Annotated in this window: 15 protein-coding genes; 9 read left to right on the top strand and 6 right to left on the bottom strand. The window is 72.5% G+C overall.

Features of this window, described 5'->3' with window-relative positions; genetic code table 11:
* The first annotated feature begins 14 nt into the window (after positions 1–14).
* The 3 genes from cobT to IE237_RS13735 all read left to right on the top strand — a co-directional run bounded on the left by cobT (position 15) and on the right by IE237_RS13735 (position 3,672).
* The gene (gene cobT / locus IE237_RS13745) at positions 15–1,091 is read left to right on the top strand and encodes a nicotinate-nucleotide--dimethylbenzimidazole phosphoribosyltransferase (protein WP_189802572.1); all 1,077 of its coding nucleotides are present in this window, start codon (positions 15–17) and stop codon (positions 1,089–1,091) included.
* A 107-nt stretch (positions 1,092–1,198) separates the two neighbouring features.
* On the top strand, positions 1,199–2,962 hold the full coding sequence (locus tag IE237_RS13740) for a phosphatidylglycerol lysyltransferase domain-containing protein (protein WP_189802185.1): 1,764 nt from the start codon (positions 1,199–1,201) through the stop codon (positions 2,960–2,962).
* Between the two features lie 95 nt (positions 2,963–3,057).
* Positions 3,058–3,672: a hypothetical protein gene (locus tag IE237_RS13735; RefSeq protein ID WP_308433075.1), complete on the top strand. Its 615-nt coding sequence runs from the start codon at positions 3,058–3,060 to the stop codon at positions 3,670–3,672.
* Here the strand turns inward: IE237_RS13735 and IE237_RS13730 are convergent.
* Positions 3,609–4,376: a hypothetical protein gene (locus IE237_RS13730; protein ID WP_189802183.1), complete on the bottom strand. Its 768-nt coding sequence runs from the start codon at positions 4,374–4,376 to the stop codon at positions 3,609–3,611. The genes IE237_RS13735 and IE237_RS13730 overlap by 64 nt on opposite strands.
* Positions 4,377–4,401: 25 nt before the next feature.
* Here IE237_RS13730 and cobS point away from each other — a divergent pair, with 25 nt between their 5' ends.
* A complete protein-coding gene (gene cobS, locus IE237_RS13725) occupies positions 4,402–5,208 on the top strand; it encodes an adenosylcobinamide-GDP ribazoletransferase (RefSeq protein ID WP_189802182.1) in 807 nt (268 codons plus the stop codon).
* On the opposite strand, the gene IE237_RS13720 is transcribed toward cobS, so the two are convergent.
* Genes IE237_RS13720 through IE237_RS13700 form a run of 5 tightly spaced genes read right to left on the bottom strand, consistent with a single transcriptional unit; the run spans position 5,205 to position 11,992 of the window.
* Positions 5,205–5,993, bottom strand: coding sequence for an endo alpha-1,4 polygalactosaminidase (locus IE237_RS13720; protein ID WP_189802181.1), 789 nt, complete (start codon positions 5,991–5,993; stop codon positions 5,205–5,207). The genes cobS and IE237_RS13720 overlap by 4 nt on opposite strands.
* Positions 5,990–6,610, bottom strand: a complete 621-nt coding sequence (locus IE237_RS13715; protein WP_189802180.1) for a spherulation-specific family 4 protein — start codon at positions 6,608–6,610, stop codon at positions 5,990–5,992. The genes IE237_RS13720 and IE237_RS13715 overlap by 4 nt, the downstream gene beginning before the upstream one ends.
* Before the next feature lie 8 nt (positions 6,611–6,618).
* The gene (locus IE237_RS13710) at positions 6,619–8,343 is read right to left on the bottom strand and encodes a collagen-like protein (RefSeq protein WP_189802179.1); all 1,725 of its coding nucleotides are present in this window, start codon (positions 8,341–8,343) and stop codon (positions 6,619–6,621) included.
* Entirely contained in the window at positions 8,340–9,875 is a 1,536-nt protein-coding gene (gene pelF, locus IE237_RS13705; RefSeq protein WP_189802178.1) for a GT4 family glycosyltransferase PelF, read from the bottom strand. Before pelF ends, IE237_RS13710 begins: the two co-directional genes overlap by 4 nt.
* 26 nt (positions 9,876–9,901) lie before the next feature.
* Positions 9,902–11,992 (bottom strand): hypothetical protein, encoded by a 2,091-nt coding sequence (locus IE237_RS13700; RefSeq protein ID WP_189802177.1) that lies wholly within the window; start codon positions 11,990–11,992, stop codon positions 9,902–9,904.
* 314 nt (positions 11,993–12,306) lie between these two features.
* Here IE237_RS13700 and IE237_RS13695 point away from each other — a divergent pair, with 314 nt between their 5' ends.
* From IE237_RS13695 to aceE, 5 genes are all read left to right on the top strand, one after another.
* A complete protein-coding gene (locus IE237_RS13695; protein WP_189802176.1) occupies positions 12,307–13,812 on the top strand; it encodes a leucyl aminopeptidase in 1,506 nt (501 codons plus the stop codon).
* 298 nt (positions 13,813–14,110) lie between these two features.
* A complete protein-coding gene (lpdA, locus tag IE237_RS13690) occupies positions 14,111–15,499 on the top strand; it encodes a dihydrolipoyl dehydrogenase (protein ID WP_189802175.1) in 1,389 nt (462 codons plus the stop codon).
* 62 nt (positions 15,500–15,561) lie between these two features.
* Positions 15,562–17,346 carry a 2-oxoglutarate dehydrogenase, E2 component, dihydrolipoamide succinyltransferase gene (sucB, locus tag IE237_RS13685; RefSeq protein WP_189802174.1) on the top strand — a complete coding sequence of 595 codons (1,785 nt, stop codon included), beginning with the start codon at positions 15,562–15,564 and terminating at the stop codon, positions 17,344–17,346.
* A gap of 120 nt (positions 17,347–17,466) precedes the next feature.
* Complete coding sequence (locus IE237_RS13680; RefSeq protein ID WP_189802173.1) at positions 17,467–18,090, top strand: GntR family transcriptional regulator; 624 nt, start codon at positions 17,467–17,469, stop codon at positions 18,088–18,090.
* A gap of 302 nt (positions 18,091–18,392) precedes the next feature.
* Positions 18,393–21,098 carry a pyruvate dehydrogenase (acetyl-transferring), homodimeric type gene (gene aceE / locus IE237_RS13675; RefSeq protein WP_189802172.1) on the top strand — a complete coding sequence of 902 codons (2,706 nt, stop codon included), beginning with the start codon at positions 18,393–18,395 and terminating at the stop codon, positions 21,096–21,098.
* Positions 21,099–21,172 lie beyond the last annotated feature (74 nt).

Genomic DNA, 21,172 nt, shown 5'->3' with positions numbered 1-21,172 from the left:
ACAAGGCGGAACCCGTGAACCTGGACGACTTCTCCGATCTGATCGAGCGCCCCGACGGCGGGATACGGCGTGACGCCGAGGAGCGCCGGGAGCGGCTGACCGTGCCGCCGGGGGCGCTCGGCCGGCTGGACGAGCTGGGCGAGTGGCTGTCCGCTGCCCAGGCCTCGGTCAAGGTGCGGGCGATCGAGCAGCCGAAGGTCGTGCTGTTCGCGGGCGATCACGGGGTGGCCTCGCTCGATGTGTCGGGCCGCGCGGCGGGCACGGCGCACGAGCTGGTGCGCGCGGTGCTCGACGGGGTGAGCCCGGTGGCCGTGCTGGCCCGCTCGATGGACGTGCCGGTGCGGGTCGTGGACGCCGGTCTGGACTGCGAACCCGAGCTGCTGCCGGCCGAGGTGGTGCGCCACCGGGTGCGGCGCGGCAGCGGCCGGATCGACGTGGCGGACGCGCTGACGGTCGAGGAGACCGAGGCGGCGGTCCGTCTGGGCATCGCGATCGCCGACGAGGAGGCGGACTCGGGCACCGATCTGGTGGTGCTCGGGGACCTGAGCGTCGGCGGGACGACCCCGGCGTCCACGCTGATCGCGGCGCTGTGCGGGACGGACGCCTCGGTGGTGACCGGCCGGGGTGGTGCCGGGATCGACGATCTGGCGTGGATGCGCAAGTGCGCGGCGATCCGGGACGCGCTGCGGCGGGCCCGGCCGGTGCTCGGCGACCAGCTGGAGCTGCTCGCGGCGGTCGGCGGGGCGGACCTGGCGGCGATGACCGGGTTCCTGCTCCAGGCCTCGGTGCGGCGGATGCCGGTGATCCTGGACGGTGTGGTGGGCGCGGCCTGTGCCCTCGTGGCGCAGCGGGCGGCGTTCCGGGCGCCGGACTGGTGGCTCGCGGGTCAGGTGAGCGGGGAGCCGGCGCAGGCGAAGGCACTGGACCGGATGGCGCTCAACCCGCTGCTGGACCACGGCGTCCATGTGGGTGAGGGAACCGGGGCATTGCTCGCACTTCCTCTCGTCCAGGCCGCGGCGGCGTTCGCCGCGGAGCTGCCCGAACGTCCGGATCCGACCGCTCCGGACGCCGACGGCGCTGCGGAGGCCTGAGCGCGAGGGGCAGGGAACGACCGACTCCGGAGCGGTCACGCGCGACGCGCGCGTGGCCGCCTCCGGCGTCTCCGTACGGCAAGCACCGCCCCATATGATCGCTTTTCATGGGAGAAGTCCGCTTGTCTGCCGAAGCAGCACCCCGGGGCACGACCGCCCGTTCACGGCGCAGCGCCGCGTTCGCCGTCTGGTACCTGCGTGTCGTCACGTTCATCAACTTCCTGAGTGCCGTCTGGGTCTCCTTCGGACAGGACCTGCGCCGCCACAACGAGGACAACTACTTCACCCCGTACCTGCTCACGGCGGGCTTCGCCTCGGGGGTCTTCACCCTCTTCCTGGCGATCACCATGCGGCGGCGCAAGCGGGCCGCGTGGATCCTCAACATGGTGCTCGGCGGGCTCTTCCTGCTCCTCTTCGCGCTGGTGATGTTCTTCCCGGAGATCCGGCAGCACGCCCAGAACTGGGTCTCGCTGGCCCTGACCGCCTCGTTCGTCCTCGCGCTGCTGCTCGGCCGCAAGGAGTTCTACGCGAAGGGCGACCGCTCCAACCCGTGGCTCGCCGCGATCGTCGCGGTCGGCGGACTGCTCGTCACCTCGCTGCTCGCGGCCGTCCTGGTCACGGTCACCAACACGTCCACCACCCCCTCCACCTTCCTGGAGCGCTGGCGGTACGGCGTGATGCGGCTGATCACCCTGGCCTCGGACGACTCGCGGTTCGCCGGGATCAGCACCCCCGGCTGGGTCGACGTCACCATCAACGTCCTCTCCACGCTGCTGCTGTTCGCGGTCCTCTTCGCCGCCTTCCGCTCCCGGCGGGCCGTCGACCCGCTGACCGAGGAGGACGAGGAGCGGCTGCGGGTCCTGCTCGACAAGCAGGGCGAGCGCGATTCACTGGGCTACTTCGCGCTGCGCCGCGAGAAGAGCGTCGTGTGGTCGCCGAGCGAGAAGGCGGCCATCGCCTACCGGGTGGTCGGCGGGGTCTCGCTCGCCTCCGGCGATCCGATCGGCGACCCCGAGGCCTGGCCGGGCGCCATCGAGCCCTGGCTGGCCGAGGCGCGCGAGCACGGCTGGATCCCGGCGGTGATGGGCGCGAGCGAGGAGGCCGGGGTCATCTACGCCCGGCACGGTCTGGACGCCCTGGAGCTGGGCGACGAGGCGATCGTGGAGACCGACGAGTTCACCCTGGACGGCCGGGCCATGCGGACGGTCCGGCAGGCCTTCAACCGGGTGAAGCGGGCCGGGTACGAGGTCCGGATCCGGCGCCACGAGGACATCCCCGCCGACGAGATGGCCGAGCTGCTGCGCAAGGCGGACGACTGGCGGGACGGGGCCACCGAGCGCGGATTCTCGATGGCTCTGGGCCGGCTCGGCGACCCCCGGGACGGCCGATGCGTGATGCTGGAGTGCACCGACGAGCAGGGCGCGCTGCGGGCCGTGCTGTCCTTCGTGCCCTGGGGGCCGAAGGGGCTGTCGCTGGATCTGATGCGCCGCGACCGGGACTCCGAGAACGGCCTGATGGAGTTCATGGTCATCGAACTCCTGCAGCGCGCCAAGGAGATCGGGATCACTCAGGTCTCGCTCAACTTCGCGATGTTCCGCTCCGTCTTCGAACGTGGCTCGAAGCTCGGGGCGGGACCCGTGCTGCGCATGTGGCGTTCGCTGCTCAGCTTCTTCTCCCGCTGGTGGCAGATCGAGTCGCTGTACCGCGCCAACGCCAAGTACCGACCGATCTGGGAGCCCCGATTCATGCTCTTCGAGAAGAGTGCGGACCTGCTGCGCATCGGCCTCGCCGCAGGTCGGGCCGAGGGCTTCCTGGAGGCCCCGGGACTGCCGAAGTGGCTGCACCGCAAGCACCTGGAGAGCAGCCGTTGAGAAGCGCCGTCAGGAATTTCGCCCGCCGTGAGTGGGGGCCGCTGTTCACCACCGTACGGACGGCGCTCGTCACCAGGGGGTGGAGGGCGGCGCCGATGACGCTGGCCGCCGTCAGCCTCACCGCGCTCTTCCAGGTCGTGCAGAACCAGGACTGGGGCTATCAGCCGGTCCAGGACATCGGTTCCGTACGGGCCGAGGACCCGCTGTGGCTCGCGCTGCTCCGGACCCCGCTCTCGCTGTTCGTCCCCGCGCTCGACCTGCCCGTGTGGGGCGCCCTCGCGCAGGTCCTGCTGGTGTTCGGGATCGCCGAGATCTGCGTCGGGCGGTGGCGGACGCTCGGCATCGCGTACCTGGCCACCCTGGCCGGCACGCTCTACGCGCGCGTGGGCATCGCGCTCGGCCCGGACAGCCCGTTCGGGCTGCCCGCCTCCGACGCGCAGGTCGTCGACACCGGCCCGTCGGCGGCGGTGGTCGGGCTCGCCGTGTACGTCTGCTGGCGCTACCGGGCCTACTGGACCGGCGGGCTCGTGGTCGTGGCGATGATCGTCGAGGTGATGATCAAGGCGAACCTGGCGGGCAAGGAGCACCTGGCGGCGATCGCCGCCGTCCTCGTCCTGATGGCGGTCCAGGCCCGGCGGGGACGCCGTCAGGACGGCGGTGTCGAGCCGCGCCCGGGGACCCGCTCCTGGAAGCCGCCGATCAGGTCCTGAAAACGGCGCCGCACCTTGGTCCAGCGCCGGTCGTGGCGGTACGTACGGAGCCGTGAGCGGGCCCTGGCCCGGTGGCGGCGCCGGTAGAAGTGCTTGGACCACCAGGAGCCGGGGCGGGCCAGGCGGACGGCGCCGACGATCGCCACGAACGGGACGAAGGCCCCGAACACGGCCATCCGGAACTTCCCCTTCACCAGGGTGATCAGGATGAGGAGGAAGTTCAGCGCGAGGGTCAGGAGGAAGGTGACCCGGTCCTGCTGTTCCTCGGCGGTCATGTCGTTGACGCCGAGCGGCGAGAAACCGCTGAGCGTGAGCCCGACGAGGGCCGTGGTGAGCACGACCACCTCGACGCTCTTGCGGCCGTCCTCGGACCAGTAGACGTCGTCGAGATGGAGGATGAGCGCGAACTCGTCCAGGACGAGCCCCGCGCCGATCCCGAAGACGACGGCGAAGGCCGCCGCGCCGATGCCGTGCCGTCCGCTGCCCACCGCGCCGAAGCCGCCGAGGACCGTGAGGACGACGCCGGGCACGACGTGATGGATGTGGACGCCCCCCGAGGAGACGTTCCGGAAGGGGCCCTTCCCCGCCCGGATGAGCCGGGTGACCGTGCGCGTGACCAGGAATGTCAGGACGAAGGAGGTCAGAGCGAGCAGCATCGGAAGCTTGCCCGGCTCGACGATGTTGCGGGAGAACCAGTGACCCATGCCACCCCGTTCCGATATGAGCGGTATGCGCAATCTACCGTCCGGGGGCGGCGATTACCCTGCCCGGATGGACGGCCTGCGTTTCGCCTTCGGGACCCTCACCGTGTTCCCCGCCCGCATCACCCGCTGGGACCGGGACGCGGCGCGCGCCGGCATGCTCTGCGCCCCCGTCGCCGGTCTGGTCGTCGGACTCTGCTCCGCCGCGGCCGGCGGCACGTTCCTGGCGCTCGGCTCGGGCCCGCTGCTCGCGGCCGTCGTCACCACCGCCGTCCCCGCCGTGCTCACCCGGGGCCTGCACCTCGACGGCCTCGCGGACACCGCCGACGGCCTCGGCAGCGCCAAGCCGGCCGAGGACGCGCTGCGCATCATGAAGCAGTCGGACATCGGCCCCTTCGGCGTCATCGCCCTCGTCCTCGTCCTGCTCGCCCAGGTCGCCGCGCTGTACCGGCTGTACGGGGAGGGCTGGGCGCACGGCACCGCCGCCGCCGTCCTCGCCGCCACCCTCGCGCGCCTCGCCCTCACCCACGCGTCCCGCCAGGGGGTCCCGGCGGCCCGCCCCGAGGGCCTCGGCGCGATCGTCGCGGAGACCGTCCCGACCCGGTCCGCGACCTTCACGACCGCCCTGGTCCTGGTCCTCTGCGCAGCGACGGGCCTCCTCCTCACCCCGTACGACGCCGTCCGCAACGTCCTGGCGGCCGGCGCGGCCCTCGGTGCGGCGGCCCTGCTGCTCCGCCGGTGCGTACGGCGCTTCGGCGGGGTGACGGGCGACGTGTTCGGCGCGGTGGAGGAGACGGCGGCGACGGTGGCGCTGGTCGCGCTGACCCTGGGCTAACAGGCCTTCCGCCACGCGTCCAGCTCGTGCCGCTTCCGCAGGGAGCTGAGGCCCAGCTTCCGGGCCTGGGGGCAGAACTGCTCCGTCGTCAGCTCGTACTCGACGTGGAAGACGGCCTTGCCCGCCGCCACGAACGGGGCGAGGCGGCCGCACTCGTCGTACTCCGCGCACTGCTCGTTGACCGCGAAGTCGAAGTCCGGGAGCAGCTTCGGGATCTGGTCCAGGTCGTTCTTGAGGCCGACCGCGAGGCCCCGCTCGTGGGCCATGCCCGCGATGAGGCGGTTGTAGCGGAGCTGGTCGGCGGCTGTGAGGGGGAAGCCGGTGCGGTTCTTGTAGCCGTCCATGTTGTCGGGTTCGACGGCGTCGAAGCCCTTGTCCCGGCACATGTCGAGGCGCTTCGCCATGAGCGGTCCGAGGAGGTCGGTGCGGCGGATGTCGAGCCAGCGCTCGCCCTCCCAGCCGTTGCCCTTGCCGAGGAGGGCCTTGGGGAAGCGGTCGGCGTCGGGGCGGAAGTCCTCCCAGGCGCCGGTCGACAGGTAGCAGATGACCTTGCGGCCGCGGCGGTGGAGGTCGGCGACGGTCGACGCCGGGTGGTCGAAGCCGTCGATGTCGTACACGGGGACGTCGACGGTCGGGTCGAGCCGGCCGCTGAGCTGCCACTGCCAGCCGAGGCCGGGCGCCGGGCGCCAGCGGTCCTCGGTGCGTTTCGGATCCGGCTCGGGGGCCGCCGTACAGGCCGTGGCGAGCAGGAGCAGTCCCACGAGCGGTGGCAGGGATCGTCTCATCGGGCGGGCTCCAGGAGGTGCGGAAGGGTGCCCCAGGGGTGCGCGCCCGTGCCGGGGACGGCGCAGTGCACCGGGGTGGCCGGGCGGACGCCGACGGGGGCGGCGTAGACGAGGTGGCAGTAGTGGACGGCGACCGGCAGGTCGAGGGTCCGGTAGGTGTCCCAGGGGCCCTCGAAGGTGACGAGGAGGTCGGCCTGTGCCTCGTAGCCGGGGTCCGGGTGGGCGCCGTGGTTGAAGACGAGGGTCGCGGCCCCGGCGGCCCGCGCGGCGACGGCGATCCGGCGGTAGTGGGCGAGGGCGGCGGGCGCGGTCGCCACCTGGTCCAGGAAGGCGCCGTCGGCGCCGTACCAGTCGCGGTGGCGGACCAGTTCGGCGACGACCTCGGCGTGCGGGCGGCGCCCGTAGGCGGTGTCCACGTAGCCGAGGACCCGCACCCCGGCCGCCCGCAGCCGCCCGGCGGCCTCGGCGAACGACGGGTCGGGCGCCGCCCCGGCGCCGCTCGCCGGGTTGAGGACGACGCCGTACAGCGAGGGCGCCGCGTCGACGAGGGCCGCCCAGGCCTCGGGGCGTTCGGCCGGGTGCTCGTAGTACGGCACCAGGAGGGAAGGATCGGTCATGACACCTTCTAACCGCGGTGGGCGGTCGGTCGTACCAGTAGGGCGCAGGTCAGGGCGGCGAGGACCGCCGCCGCTCCCCCGGCGGCCACCGGGCCCGCCGCCGGTTCCACGGTCTGGGCCGCCGCCGCGAGCAGGCAGACGGTGGCGGCGCTGGTCACCGCGCCGAAGGCCTGCAGCAGCAGTCCGAGCCAGAGCACCGTCCCGATCAGGAGCAGGGTGAGCAGGCGCGGGAGGGTCGGCCACGGCGCCCCCGGCCAGGCCAGGGTCGCCACGAGGGTGAGGGCGAGGAGCACGGTGAGGTAGCCGCCGAGGCAGAGCACGAGGGTGCCGGTGACCGCCCGGCGGAACTCGCGGGCGGTGGTGAGGGTTCGCAGCCGGGTCAGGCTCCCGTCGCGGAAGCGGTGGAGCAGCCATTCGGCGGGCCCCATGGAGAGGGTGAGCGCGATGACCGCCCCCGCCCCGCTGACCAGCGTGTCGCTCACGCCCGCGTGCAGGACGAGCAGTCCGCTGCCGAGGCCGAAGAGGCCGTACGGGAGGGAGGCGGCGCGCGGGGGTCCGCCGCGGCCCGCCGCGCCCCGGCGGGCGCCCGGGCGCAGGACGAGTGCGGCGAAGGCGACGGACGCGGCGAGGGAGACGAGGAGCAGTGCGGCGCGCAGCGCGTCCGGCAGGTCCCAGCGGAAGGCGGGGACCGCTCCGGCGAGCGGCAGCAGGGCGCAGAGCAGGGCCCGTTCGCGGCCGAGGACCAGGAGCACGGTCGCGGCGGCGAGGTAGAGCGACTGTCCGGCGGCGAAGACGGCGGCCGGGATCTCGCCGGATCCGGCGGCCGCGAGGGCGACGGCCGCCCCGGCGAGGGCGCCGGCCGGGGCGCCGGTGAGCAGGGCGCGGGCGGCGGCGGGCCGGTCGCCGAGGCCGAGCCAGGTGTACGCGCGGTGGGCGAGGGCCTGGTTCCACACCCAGCCGGTGACGGCTCCGGCGAGCAGCGGGACGGTCCCGGCGGGGAGCCCGAGCCGGCCGTGCCCCGCGGCGAGCAGGGGTGCGGCGAGGACGTACGCGAGGCCGGGGAGCGCGAAGACGAGCCCGCGCAGCAGACAGCCCGCGAGCTCGCCGTACCAGGCGCCGGCGGGTGGTGCCGCGGGTTCGGGGTGGCGCCGCTCCACGCGCGCGTAGAGGTCCTCGGCGAGGGAGAAGGAGTCGGCGCGGCCGTAGGTGAGCCGGATGTGCTCGTCGGTCATGCCGTCGGACTCGAGGATCGCGGCGATCTCGTCCGGGTGCACGGCGGCGGCGACGAACCCGTCGAGCCGCTGGGCGAGTGCGACGAGCGGATCGGCGGCGAGGCCGTCCTGGTCGGGGGGCGGGGTGTGCTCGACCGGGCGCCCGGCCTGCCCGGCGGGGGCCGGCGACCCGGCGGAGCCCGGTGCCCCGACCGGACCCGCCGACCCGGCGGAGCCCGGAGACCCGACCGGACCCGCCGACCCGGCGAAGCCCGGTGCCCCGACCGGACCCGCCGACCCGGCGGAGCCCGGAGACCCGGCTGGAGCCTCAGGCCCGGCGGAGCCGGGCGGGGCCGGGCGCCCGGCCGGGGCCGGCGGGGTTCGCCGGGTGGTGGGGGCGCCGGGTGCCGTGGCGTGTCCCGTATCGCTTTCCCCGATTCCCCCGCCCTCCCCGCGCGGGCGCGGGATCGCGGGGAGCGGGGTCTGCGTCCTCGGGGGTTTCAGCCAGAGGGAGCCGCTCATGCCGGGGTGCCTCCGGTGACGAGGGCCGGGGAGGTGCGGCGCGGGGCGGGGATGCGCAGGCGGAGCGGCGCGGGGGTGACGACCGGGGCCGGGAGGGCCGGGCGGGCGCCCGCCAGTTCGCGGTAGATCTGCCGGAAGCCGTCCACCGAGCGGTGCAGGGTGAACTCGTCGATGACCCGCTGCCGGGCCCGGCGGCCGAGTTCGGCGCGGCGGACGCCGTCGCGGAGGAGTCCGGAGACGGCGGCGGCCATGACGGCCGGTTCGCGGGGCGGGACGACGATCCCGGTGTCGCCGACGGCCTCCCGTACGCCTCCGACGTCCGTGGAGACGGTGGCGCGTCCGCAGGACATGGCCTCGATGAGGGAGAAGGGGAAGCCTTCGCTGATGGAGGAGAGCATGACGACGCTGCCGGCCGCGTAGGCGGCGGGCACGTCGGAGATGCGGCCCTCGAAGGACACCCCGTCGGCGACGCCGAGTTCGGCGGCGAGCTTCTCCAGCCGGGTGAGGTAGTCCTCGTTCCCGGCGGGGACCGGGCCGAACAACCGCAGCCGGAGCTCGGGCAGTTCGGCCCGGCAGATCGCGTACGCCCGGATCAGCGTCTCCAGGTCCTTGATGGGGTCGACGCGGCCGCACCAGCTGAGGGTGGGGGTCTCGGGTTCGGGGCCCGCCTCGGGGAAGAGGGCGGGGTCGACGCCGTTGTAGACGGTGCGGATGCGGTCGGCGGGGGCTCCGCCGCGCTCCTCCCAGCGCCGGTTGTACTGGTTGCAGGGGGTGATGAGGTCGGCCTTGCGGTAGCCGAGGGTGTTGAGCTCGCGGTAGAAGCCGAGCATGAGGGCCTTGACGGGCCAGCGTTGTGCTTCGGTGCGGTAGCCGAGGTAGCGCTCGCGGAGGTAGATGCCGTGTTCGGTGAGCAGGAAGGGCACCCCTTCGAAGTGCTGCGCGGTGAGCGCCGGCAGTGTGGCGAGGCCGCTGGAGACGGCGTGCGCCACGCCGCCGGCGGATATCCGGGCGGCGAGCGGACGCAGGGCGTGTTCGAGCAGGTCGGTGGCGGTGAGCGCGTCGTGGACGGTGGGCCGGGCCGCGAGTGTCGGCAGGTGCGGCATGGTCCAGATCCACATCAGCGAGCGCAGGGCCTGTTCGGAGCGGAGTGCGGCGGTCAGCCGTCCCTGCCGGGCGAGTTCGGCGAGTTCGTAGAGTCCGGTGCCGAAGTCGCAGCCCGCCTCGGGGTCGAGGAGGGCGAGCAGGACGCGTTCGTACGCGTCGAGGAAGCGTCGGCGCTCGCGCCCCCGCAGGGGCCGGCGCACGGCCGGACCCTGCGGAGGCCCCCACAGGGGGTAGGCGGTGTGCCGGGTGACGTTGGGCGGCAGCTCCCAGGTGACGGGTTCGCGGCCGCTGCCGGTGAGGGCGAGGATCTCGAAGTCGACCTCCGGCATGCCACGGACGAGCTGGTCGCACCAGGTGCTGACGCCGCCGTGGACATGCGGGTAGGTGCCTTCGGTGAGCATGGTGACGTGACGGCCACTGCTCGGCATGAGCGGTTCCCCCCAGGACGTGCTGGTCAGGCGGTCGGGAGCGTGAGTGTGACGGCGGTCTGGAGCAGTTCGGGCGTGGTCCAGGCGGAGCGGGAGCCCGCGTAGGACGCCCCGAAGGCGGTGGTGCCGAGCAGGAGGTTCTTGCGGGTGCCCTCGGGCGCGGTGACGGGCACGGTGACGCCGGAGGGCGCCTTGACGGTGACCGTGGTGCCGATGCGGTAGGCGGTGACCTTTCCGGCGGCGACGGCCTGGTCCCAGGCGGCGCGGCGGCCCAGTTCGGTGCCGACGTCCTTCTGGGCGGGGTTCACCAGGGGCGCGTTGGCCGCGAACAGGGCCCGGTAGTCGGCGAGCACGCGGTCGAGGACGGGGTAGAGGAGCCGCTCCTCGGCGAGGTTGGACTGGTGCACGTAGTGCGGCCGGGGGTCGTTGCCCAGGACGTGGGAGAGGGCGGTGCGGGCTTCCTGCGGCACGATGTGGTCGGCGTAGCCGGTGGCCGTGGGGAGCGGGGCGGGCAGGCAGGTGGAGGCGGGGTTGGACTCGCAGATGCCGCTGCCGCCGTCGGCGCGGGAGGTGTAGATCCAGTTGTACTCGTCGGCCATCTCGGCGGCGGTGCCCACGTTGTAGTAGACGTTCATCGGGTGGCGGGGCACGGTCTTCGCGGCGCCGGTCCCGACGGCCCGCTGCTGGGGCTCGCGGGAGTTGTCGCTCGCGGTCCACTTCACGCCGTTGTCGGCGAGGGCGCCGGCGAGGTTGGGGTTGTCGGCGGGCTGCTGGGGCAGGGTCCTCAGACCGGAGTGCTCGCCGGTGACGAGTTCGGAGCGGTCGACGGAGATGCCCTTGCCGACGGCCCAGTTGTGGTTGTTCCGGATCTGGCCGGAGAGCTCGGAGCGGCTGACCCACAGGATCTTGCCCGCGGTGTCCGAGGCGCACTTCCAGGGGACGACGCTGTTGTCCTGGACGCAGCCGAGGAAGGGGTGGGTGTAGGTGTGGTTGATCCACCGGTACTGGGCGCGGTCGGCGACGAGCCGGTCGGTGAGCGGGTCGGTGCCGCCGTGCTCGGTCTTCCACTGCTCGCCCTGGCCGCCGTTGTAGACCATGTCGAGCGTGAAGCCGGAGGACTTCTGCCAGGCGGCGGCGTACTGGGCGTCGGCCGCCGTCATGCGGATGGGGTTCGCCCCCTCGCCGTCGTCGCCGACGCAGTCGAAGTCGCCGGGGGTGCAGTCGAGCGCGGAGTCCCAGCGGGCGTCGGGGGCGAAGACGTCGTCGACGTGGACGGAGAGGTAGTTGCGGCTCTGGCCGAGGTGGACGCCCTGGGTGAGCCAGTCGACGATGCCGCGGGCGAGGGCCCGGAACTGCCGCTGGTACTGGTTGTAGGCGAAGGTGACGACGAGTTCGCGGCGGCCGTCGGCGGCGTACTCGCCGACGAGGCTGGCCCGGCCGCCGCCGTCGACGGGGACGTCGAGGTAGCTGGTGTAGCCGGCGCGGGGGCGGCCCGCGTAGCCGTAACTCTCGGCGATCGAGGGGTCGTTGTCCTCGAAGGTGAGCGCCCCGGCGAGGTAGCGGAAGGGGCCCGCCTGCCCTGCGGGGGTGACGCCGGCCTGGCGGCCGTCGAGGACGCCGGACCAGCCGCCCTGGTCGGTGTAGTCGAGGCCGACGCCGGGGTGGGACCAGGTGTAGGCGTCGACCTGCGGGATCCCGAAGGTCCGCTCGTACGCCTTGAGGGCGGTGGCCTCGGCGGAGTCGGGGCCGAAGGCGGTCTCGTGGGGCAGGACGACGCCCTGGTACTTGGCGCGCGGCCGCCCGTCGACGGTGTCGCTGAGGAAGGCCGCGTCGAGGACCGGCCGGTTCGGGTCGCCGAGGTCGATCCTGCGGTACGGGACGCCGGAGCCCTTCAGTTCGGCGGTGATCGCCCCGACCGCGCTGCCGCCGTCGTCGACGACGAGGACGGTGAGGTCGACGCGGGGCGCCGTCGCGGCGACCGCCTGCGCGGACGGGACGACGGTGGCGAGCAGCGCGGCGGCGGCGAGCGCCGCGATCCTGCCCGTGCGGGGTGCGATGCGGGCGCCGGCGGTGGTGCGGGGCGCGGTTCTGGGCGTACGGATTCGGCCGGAGTCCATCAGGTGGTGTCCCCCCTCGGCAGATCCCTCCGTGCCCGGCGTGGGGCGGGGGATCTGTGGAGATGATGCAGATGATGCAAAGACGAGAGCGTCGTCCTTGCGCGACTGAGGCGAGTGTGGAGGAGCCGTCCGAGCCTGAACGGTAAACATGAAAGAGACACCACGGATGAGTGAATCACCGCCGCCGTGAGCGAACCGGGCGAGCGAGCGTAGGCTCGTTCTCGGCGCTCTCCGGGCCGAAATACGATGCGGCGGGCACGGTCGGCCCATCCCTCGACCGCCACAGAACTCAATGGAAGCGAGATTTCACCACCGTGACTGCTCTCACTCTCAGCACTGCCGGCGCGGCGACGCTGCGCGCCGACGCCCTCGTCGTCGGGCTCGCGAAGTCCGGGAAGGCGCTGGTCGTCGCCCCGGGCGCCGAGGCCGTCGACAAGGCCTTCGACGGCCGGCTCGCCGCCGTCCTGGAGACCCTGGGCGCCTCGGGTGCCGAAGGTGAGGCGACGAAGCTGCCCTCCCCCGCCGGTCTCAAGGCCCCCGTCGTCCTGGCCGTCGGCCTGGGCGCCGCCCCCGAGGACGGCGAGTCCTTCGACGCCGAGACCCTGCGCCGCGCCGCCGGCACCGCCGCCCGCACCCTGACCGGCACGAAGAAGGCCGCGTTCGCGCTGCCGATCCTCGCCGCCGAGGACGCCGCCGCCGTCGCCGAGGGCGCCCTGCTCGGCGCGTACGCCTACACCGCGTACCAGGAGAACGCCGACGCGAAGAAGCCCCTCGCCGAGGTGGCCCTGCTCGGTGCCAAGCCGCGCGACAAGGCCTACAAGGCCGCCGCCGAGCGCGCCCAGGCCGTCGCCGAGGAGATCAACCGCGCCCGCGACCTGATCAACCAGCCGCCGAACGACCTGACCCCGGCCGCGTTCGCCGCCGCCGCCCAGGCCGCCGGCAAGGAGCACGGCCTCAAGGTCCAGGTCCTCGACGAGAAGGCGCTCACCAAGGGCGGCTTCGGCGGCATCCTCGGTGTCGGCGTCGGCTCCGTGAACCCGCCGCGCCTGGTCCGGATCGCCTACACCCACCCGAAGGCGGAGAAGACCCTCGCCCTGGTCGGCAAGGGCATCACCTACGACTCGGGCGGCATCTCCCTGAAGCCGGCCGGTCACAACGAGACGATGAAGTGCGACATGAGCGGCGCCGCCGCCGTGTTCTCCTCCGTCGTCGCCGCGGCCCGCCTCGGCCTCGAGGTCAACGTCACCGGCTGGCTCGCCCTCGCGGAGAACATGCCGTCCGGCTCCGCCACCCGCCCGGGTGACGTCCTGCGCATGTACAGCGGCAAGACCGTCGAGGTGCTGAACACCGACGCCGAGGGCCGGCTCGTCCTCGCCGACGCGCTGACCAAGGCCTCCGAGGAGCACCCGGACGCGATCGTCGACGTGGCGACCCTGACCGGCGCCATGGTCCTGGCGCTGGGCAACCGCACCTTCGGCATCATGGCCAACGACGACGACTACCGGACCGCGATCCACGAGATCGCGGACGAGGTCGGCGAGCAGTCCTGGCCGATGCCGCTCCCGGCGGACCTGCGCAAGGGCATGGACTCCCCCACCGCCGACATCGCCAACATGGGCGAGCGGATGGGCGGCGGCCTGGTCGCCGGTCTCTTCCTGCAGGAGTTCGTGGGCGAGGGCATCACCTGGGCCCACCTGGACATCGCGGGCCCGGCCTTCCACGAGGGCGCCCCGTACGGCTACACCCCGAAGGGCGGCACCGGCTCCTCGGTCCGCACCCTGGTGAAGCTGGCCGAGCGCACGGCGGCCGGCGAGCTCTGAGCACCTCTGCTGTGACGGAAGGCCCCGGGAGCCTCGGCTCCCGGGGCCTTCCCCCGTCGGCCCGCGGCTGTTCGCTCGCGACGAAATCCGTAGGTTCGTACGCGCTCGTGACCCCGCCGTACGGACGATCGGCCGTCTCAGACCACGGCCCCGCGTCCCGTCGCCCGTCAACAAGTGCGAAGATGGGTTCTCGGCAGGACAGGGCCCCCACCACAGGGCCGAAATAAAGCGGCCGGACACCAGCCGCCGCCAGGTCGTCGACGACCGGCGACGAGCGCACATGCATGGAGGACGTGACGTGGCGAACGACGCCAGCACCGTTTTCGACCTAGTGATCCTCGGCGGCGGTAGCGGCGGTTACGCCGCGGCGCTGCGCGGAGCGCAGCTGGGCCTGGACGTCGCACTGATCGAGAAGAACAAGCTCGGCGGCACCTGCCTGCACAACGGCTGCATCCCGACGAAGGCCCTGCTCCACGCCGGCGAGGTCGCCGACCAGGCGCGCGAGGCGGAGCAGTTCGGTGTCAAGGCCTCCTTCGAGGGCATCGACATCAAGGCCGTGCACAAGTACAAGGACGACGTGATCTCGGGCCTGTACAAGGGCCTGCAGGGTCTGGTCGCCTCCCGCAAGGTGACGTACATCGAGGGCACCGGCCACCTGTCCTCCCCGACCTCCGTCGACGTGGACGGCCGTCGCGTCGAGGGTCGTCACATCCTCCTGGCCACCGGTTCCGTGCCGAAGTCCCTGCCCGGCCTGGAGATCGACGGCAACCGCATCATCTCCTCGGACCACGCTCTGACGCTGGACCGGGTCCCCGAGTCCGCGATCATCCTGGGCGGCGGCGTCATCGGCGTCGAGTTCGCCTCGGCGTGGAAGTCCTTCGGCACCGACGTCACGGTCATCGAGGGCCTGAAGCACCTGGTCCCGGTCGAGGACGAGAACAGCTCGAAGCTTCTTGAGCGCGCGTTCCGCAAGCGCGGCATCAAGTTCAACCTCGGCACCTTCTTCCAGTCCGCCGAGTACACCGACAGCGGCGTCAAGGTCACGCTCGCCGACGGCAAGACCTTCGAGGCCGAGGTCCTCCTGGTCGCCATCGGCCGCGGCCCGGTCTCCGCCGGTCTCGGTTACGAGGAGCAGGGCGTCGCCATGGACCGCGGCTACGTCCTCGTCGACGAGTACATGCGCACCAACGTGCCGACGATCTCGGCCGTGGGCGACCTCGTCCCGACGCTCCAGCTCGCGCACGTCGGCTTCGCCGAGGGCATCCTCGTCGCGGAGCGCCTGGCCGGTCTGAAGACCGTCCCGATCGACTACGACGGTGTGCCCCGGGTGACGTACTGCCACCCCGAGGTCGCCTCCGTCGGCATCACCGAGGCCAAGGCCAAGGAGATCTACGGCGCGGACAAGGTCGTCGCCCTGAAGTACAACCTCGCGGGCAACGGCAAGAGCAAGATCCTCAAGACCGCGGGCGAGATCAAGCTCGTCCAGGTCAAGGACGGTGCCGTGGTCGGCGTCCACATGGTCGGTGACCGCATGGGCGAGCAGGTCGGCGAAGCACAGCTGATCTACAACTGGGAGGCGCTGCCGGCCGAGGTCGCGCAGCTCATCCACGCCCACCCGACGCAGAACGAGGCGCTCGGCGAGGCCCACCTGGCCCTGGCCGGCAAGCCTCTGCACTCCCACGACTGACGCTCACGTCATCACAGGGCGCGACGACCACTTTCCGCAATTCGTTAGGAGCAACTGAAACCATGTCGGTTTCCGTAACCCTGCCGGCGCTCGGCGAGAGCGTCACCGAGGGCACCGTCACCCGCTGGCTCAAGGCCGAGGGTGAGCGTGTCGAGGCCGACGAGCCGCTGCTCGAGGTCTCGACCGACAAGGTCGACACCGAGATCCCCGCCCCCGCCTCGGGCATCCTGGCCTCCATCAAGGTCGCCGAGGACGAGACGGTCGAGGTCGGCGCCGAGCTGGCCATCATCGACGACGGCACCGGCGCCCCCGCGGCCGCCCCGGCCCCGGCCGCCGAGGCCGCTCCGGCTCCGGTCGCCGCTCCGGCTCCGGTCGCCGAGGCCCCCGCCGCCCCGGCCCCCGTGGCCGAGGCTCCGGCCGCCGCCCCCGCCGGTGCCGCTCAGGGCACCGACGTCGTCCTGCCGGCGCTCGGCGAGTCCGTCACCGAGGGCACCGTCACCCGCTGGCTGAAGTCGGTCGGCGAGACCGTCGAGGCCGACGAGCCGCTGCTCGAGGTCTCCACGGACAAGGTCGACACCGAGATCCCCGCCCCCGCCTCCGGCGTTCTCCTGGAGATCGTCGTCGCCGAGGACGAGACCGCCGAGGTCGGCGCCAAGCTGGCCGTCATCGGCGTCGCGGGTGCCGCCCCGGCCGCCGCTCCGGCTCCGGCCGCCCCGGCCCCCGTCGCCGCCGCCCCGGCCCCCGTCGCCGCCGCCCCGGCCCCGGTGGCCCCGGCCGCCCCGGCCCCGGCCCCCGCGCCGGCCGCCCCGGCCGCTCCCGTCGCCGCTCCGGCTCCGGTCGCCGCCGCCCCGTCCATCGCCCCGGCCGTGGTCACCCCGGTCCCGGCGACCCCCGCGGCCGCCCCGGCCGCGGCCTCGGAGGACGGCGCGTACGTGACCCCGCTGGTCCGCAAGCTCGCCACCGAGAACGGTGTCGACCTGGCGGCCGTCAAGGGCTCCGGCGTCGGCGGCCGCATCCGCAAGCAGGACGTCCTCGCGGCCGCCGAGGCCAAGAAGGCCGCCGCTGCCGCTCCCGTCGCCGCCCCGGCGGCCGCCGCGCCGAAGGCCCCCGCCCTGGAGGTCTCCCCGCTGCGTGGCCAGACGGTCAAGATGACCCGCATGCGCAAGGTCATCGGCGACAACATGATGAAGGCCCTGCACGGCCAGGCCCAGCTGTCCTCGGTCGTCGAGGTCGACATCACCAAGCTGATGAAGCTGCGCGCCCGCGCCAAGGACGCCTTCGCCGCCCGTGAGGGCGTCAAGCTCTCCCCGATGCCGTTCTTCGTGAAGGCGGCGGCCCAGGCGCTGAAGGCCCACCCGGTCATCAACGCCCGGATCAACGAGGACGAGGGCACCATCACGTACTTCGACTCGGAGAACATCGGCATCGCCGTGGACTCCGAGAAGGGTCTGATGACCCCGGTCATCAAGGGTGCGGGCGACCTGAACATCGCCGGCATCTCCAAGGCCACGGCCGAGCTGGCCGGCAAGGTCCGCGCCAGCAAGATCACGCCGGACGAGCTGTCCGGTGCGACCTTCACCATCAGCAACACCGGTTCGCGCGGTGCGCTGTTCGACACGATCATCGTGCCGCCGAACCAGGTCGCCATCCTGGGCATCGGTGCCACGGTCAAGCGTCCGGCCGTCATCGAGACCGCCGAGGGCACCGTCATCGGCGTCCGTGACATGACCTACCTGACGCTGTCCTACGACCACCGCCTGGTGGACGGCGCCGACGCCGCCCGCTACCTGACCGCCGTCAAGGCGATCCTGGAGGCCGGCGAGTTCGAGGTCGACCTCGGTCTGTAAGGCACGGTCGCCGAAAGGCAACGTAACGAGCCTCACCAGCGGCGCCCCCGTCCGGAAGTGTTTCCGGACGGGGGCGCCGCCGTATTGTCTAAGGGTCAACACTCCCCGAGGAGCCGCTTCATGACCGTCCCCGTCGTCCACTCGCTGCGCGAGCAGATCCGCGAGCACATCGTGGAGGGGATCGTCAGCGGCCGCTGGAAGCCGGGCGAGCGCATCGTGGAGCGCCGGATCGCGACCGAGCTGGAGGTCTCCCAGACCCCCGTCCGTGAGGCGCTGCGCGAGCTGGAGTCGCTGCGGCTGATCGAGTCGGCGCCCAACAAGGGCGTCCGGGTCCGCAATCTCACGGCGGCCGACCTGGAGGAGAGCTACCCCGTACGCGCCGGTCTGGAGCAGATCGCGGCCGAGCTGGCGGCCGGGCGGCTCGCGGCGGACTGCTCGGCCCTGGAGCCGCACGTGGCGGCCCTGTACGAGGCGGACGCGACCTCGGACGGGACGGCGCAGGTGCGGCACACGGTGGCCTTCCACCGGGAGCTGGTGAAGGCGGCCGGGAACGGCGTCCTGCTGCACACCTGGGAGACGCTGGGGATCGAGGTCTTCACGGCCCTGTCGATCCGCTGGCTGGGCACGGTCCAGAAGTCGTACGCGGAGGAGCACCAGGAGCTGGTGGAGGCCTTCCGGCGGGGCGACCCGAACATCGGTGCCCTCGTGAAGGCGCACGTTCTGGGCTGCGCGCCGCGAGCCTGAGCCAGAGCCGTACGCACGGTGAGCGGGTCCGTCGTGTCGACGGGCCCGCTCATTCGTGCGCACGGACCCTCAGACAGCGGGTCCGACCTGCGAAAACAGGCCAGAAAACGAGGCACCGGGTGCCCTTTCCCTTGGCACCCTGTGCCGACTTTCTCGATCTGAAGAGGTTTTCCCCTTCAACCCTTTGATCGATCATCGATCGCCGGTTTACAGTCTTCGGCGGGCCGCTACCCGGCCCTTCGCCCTGTCCTGCCAGACAAGGCACCCCTTCTCCACCCCCACCTGTCCGGAAGGCGGCGATCATGACCGATCCCGTAGGCAAGATTCCGAGCGAGCTCGACCAGCTCCCGGACCGTGACACCGAGGAGACCGCCGAGTGGGCGGCCTCCCTGGACGCCGTCACCAAGGCCGCCGGCCCCCACCGGGCCGCCTACCTGATGCGCCGCACGCTCCAGCACGCCGAGGGCGCGGGCCTGGCCCTGCCCAAGCTCCTGGAGACGGACTACGTCAACACCATCCCCACCTCCGCCGAGCCCTCGGTCACCGAGTTCGGCGGCGACGAGGAGATGGAGCGGAAGATCACCGCGTGGAACCGCTGGAACGCGGCCGCGATGGTCACCCGCGGCTCCAAGCACGGCGTCGGCGGCCACATCGCCACCTTCGCCTCCGCGGCCTGGCTCTACGAGACGGGCTTCAACCACTTCTTCCAGGGCAAGGAAGCCGACGGTTCCGGCGACCAGCTCTACATCCAGGGTCACGCCGCCCCCGGCATCTACGCCCGCGCCTTCCTGGACGGCCGCCTCGACGAGGGCCACCTCGACAACTTCCGGCAGGAGTCCGGCGGCAACGGCCTGCCCTCCTACCCGCACCCGCGCCGCCTCCCCTGGCTGTGGGAGTTCCCCACCGTCTCCATGGGTCTGGGCCCGCTCTCCGCGATCTACCAGGCGCGCTTCAACCGCTATCTGACCAACCGCTCCATCAAGGACGTCTCCGCCTCGCACGTGTGGGCGTTCCTCGGTGACGGCGAGATGGACGAGCCCGAGTCGACCGCGGCCCTCGCCCTGGCGGCCCGTGAGGGTCTGGACAACCTGACCTTCGTCATCAACTGCAACCTGCAGCGCCTCGACGGCCCGGTCCGCGCCAACTTCAAGATCGTGCAGGAGCTGGAGGCCCAGTTCCGCGGCGCCGGCTGGAACGTCGTGAAGTCGCTGTGGGGCAACGCCTGGGACGAGCTGTTCGCGCTCGACACGACCGGCGCCCTCGTCCGCCGCCTCCGCGAGGTGCCGGACGCGCAGGTCCAGACGTACCAGACCCGCGACGCCGCCTACATCCGCCAGGACTTCTTCGGCAAGGACCCGGCGCTCGTCGCGATGGCGCAGCTGCTCAGCGACGACAAGATCCTCGAGTGCTTCCACCTCTCCCGCGGTGGCCACGAGCCGCGCAAGGTGTACGCCGCGTACAAGGCCGCCCTGGAGTTCAAGGGCGCGCCGACGGTCATCCTGGCGCAGACCGTCAAGGGCTTCACCCTGGGTGAGGGCTTCGCGTCGAAGAACGCGAACCACCAGATGAAGAAGCTGACGACGGACGAGTTCAAGAACATGCGTGACCTTCTTGAGCTGCCCATCTCGGACGCGCAGTTCGTCGACGGCCAGGTGCCCTACGGCCACCCCGGCGCCGACTCCCCCGAGGTCCGCTACCTCCAGGAGCGCCGCGCGGCGCTCGGCGGCCCGGCCCCGGCCCGCCGCACGCACCCGCTCGCCCCGCTGCCGGCCCCGGCCGACAAGGCCTTCACCGCGTTCGACAAGGGCTCCGGCTCTCAGTCGATGGCGACGACGATGGCGTTCGTGCGACTGATCAAGGACCTGATCCGCGACAAGGAGACCGGCAAGCGCTGGGTCCCGATCGTCCCGGACGAGGCCCGTACCTTCGGTATGGAGTCGCTGTTCCCGTCGCTCGGCATCTACTCGCCGAAGGGCCAGACGTACGAGCCGGTCGACCGCGACCAGCTGATGTACTACAAGGAGGCCGTCAACGGCCAGATCCTGAACGAGGGCATCACCGAGGCCGGTTCGATGGCCGACTTCATCGCCGCTTCCACCGCGTACTCCACGCACGGCGAGGCGATGATCCCCTTCTACATCTTCTACTCGATGTTCGGCTGGCAGCGGACCGCCGACCAGATGTGGCAGCTCGGCGACCAGCTCGGCCGCGGCTTCCTCGTCGGCGCGACGGCCGGCCGTACGACCCTGACCGGTGAGGGCCTCCAGCACGCCGACGGCCACTCGCCGGTGATCGCGGCCACCAACCCGGCGGCCCTGACGTACGACCCGGCGTTCGCCTACGAGGTCGCGGTCATCGTCAAGGAGGGTCTGCGCCGGATGTACGGCGAGGCCGCCGAGGGCGAGGACCAGAACGTCTTCTACTACCTGACGGTCTACAACGAGCCGATGCCGCAGCCGGCCAAGCCGTCCGGGATCGACGAGGGCATCGTCAAGGGCCTCTACCGCTTCAACACGGCGGAGTCCGCGGGCCTCAACCTGCCCGCGAACGCCTCGCGGATCCAGCTGCTCTCCTCCGGCACGGCCATCCACTGGGCCCTGGAGGCGCAGAAGCTGCTCGCCGCCGAGTGGGGCGTGGCCGCCGACGTGTGGTCCGCGACCTCCTGGACGGAGCTGCGCCGCGACGCCCTGGAGGCCGACGCGGCCCTCCTGCGCGGCGAGGAGCAGGTGCCGTACCTCCGCAAGGCCCTGGAGGGCATCGACTCCCCGGTCCTCGCGGTCTCCGACTACATGCGCCAGGTCCCGGACCAGATCGCGCAGTGGGTCGAGCAGGACTACACCTCGCTGGGCGCCGACGGCTTCGGCCTCTCGGACACCCGCGACGCGGCCCGCCGCCACTTCGGCGTCGACGCCCAGTCGATCGTCGTCGCGGCCCTGGCCCAGCTGGCCCGCCGCGGCGAGGTCCAGGCGACGGCCGTGAAGGAGGCGCGCGAGCGCTACGGCCTGTAAGGCCTCCTGTCCGTCCGAGGGGCCGCTTCCGCACGCACATGCGGAGGCGGCCCTTCGGCGTGTGCGTACGGCAG

Origin of the sequence: Streptomyces tanashiensis (genome assembly GCF_014648895.1) — a bacterium.
GTDB lineage: Bacteria > Actinomycetota > Actinomycetes > Streptomycetales > Streptomycetaceae > Streptomyces > Streptomyces tanashiensis.
This window is presented reverse-complemented; position numbering and strand designations above follow the sequence as displayed.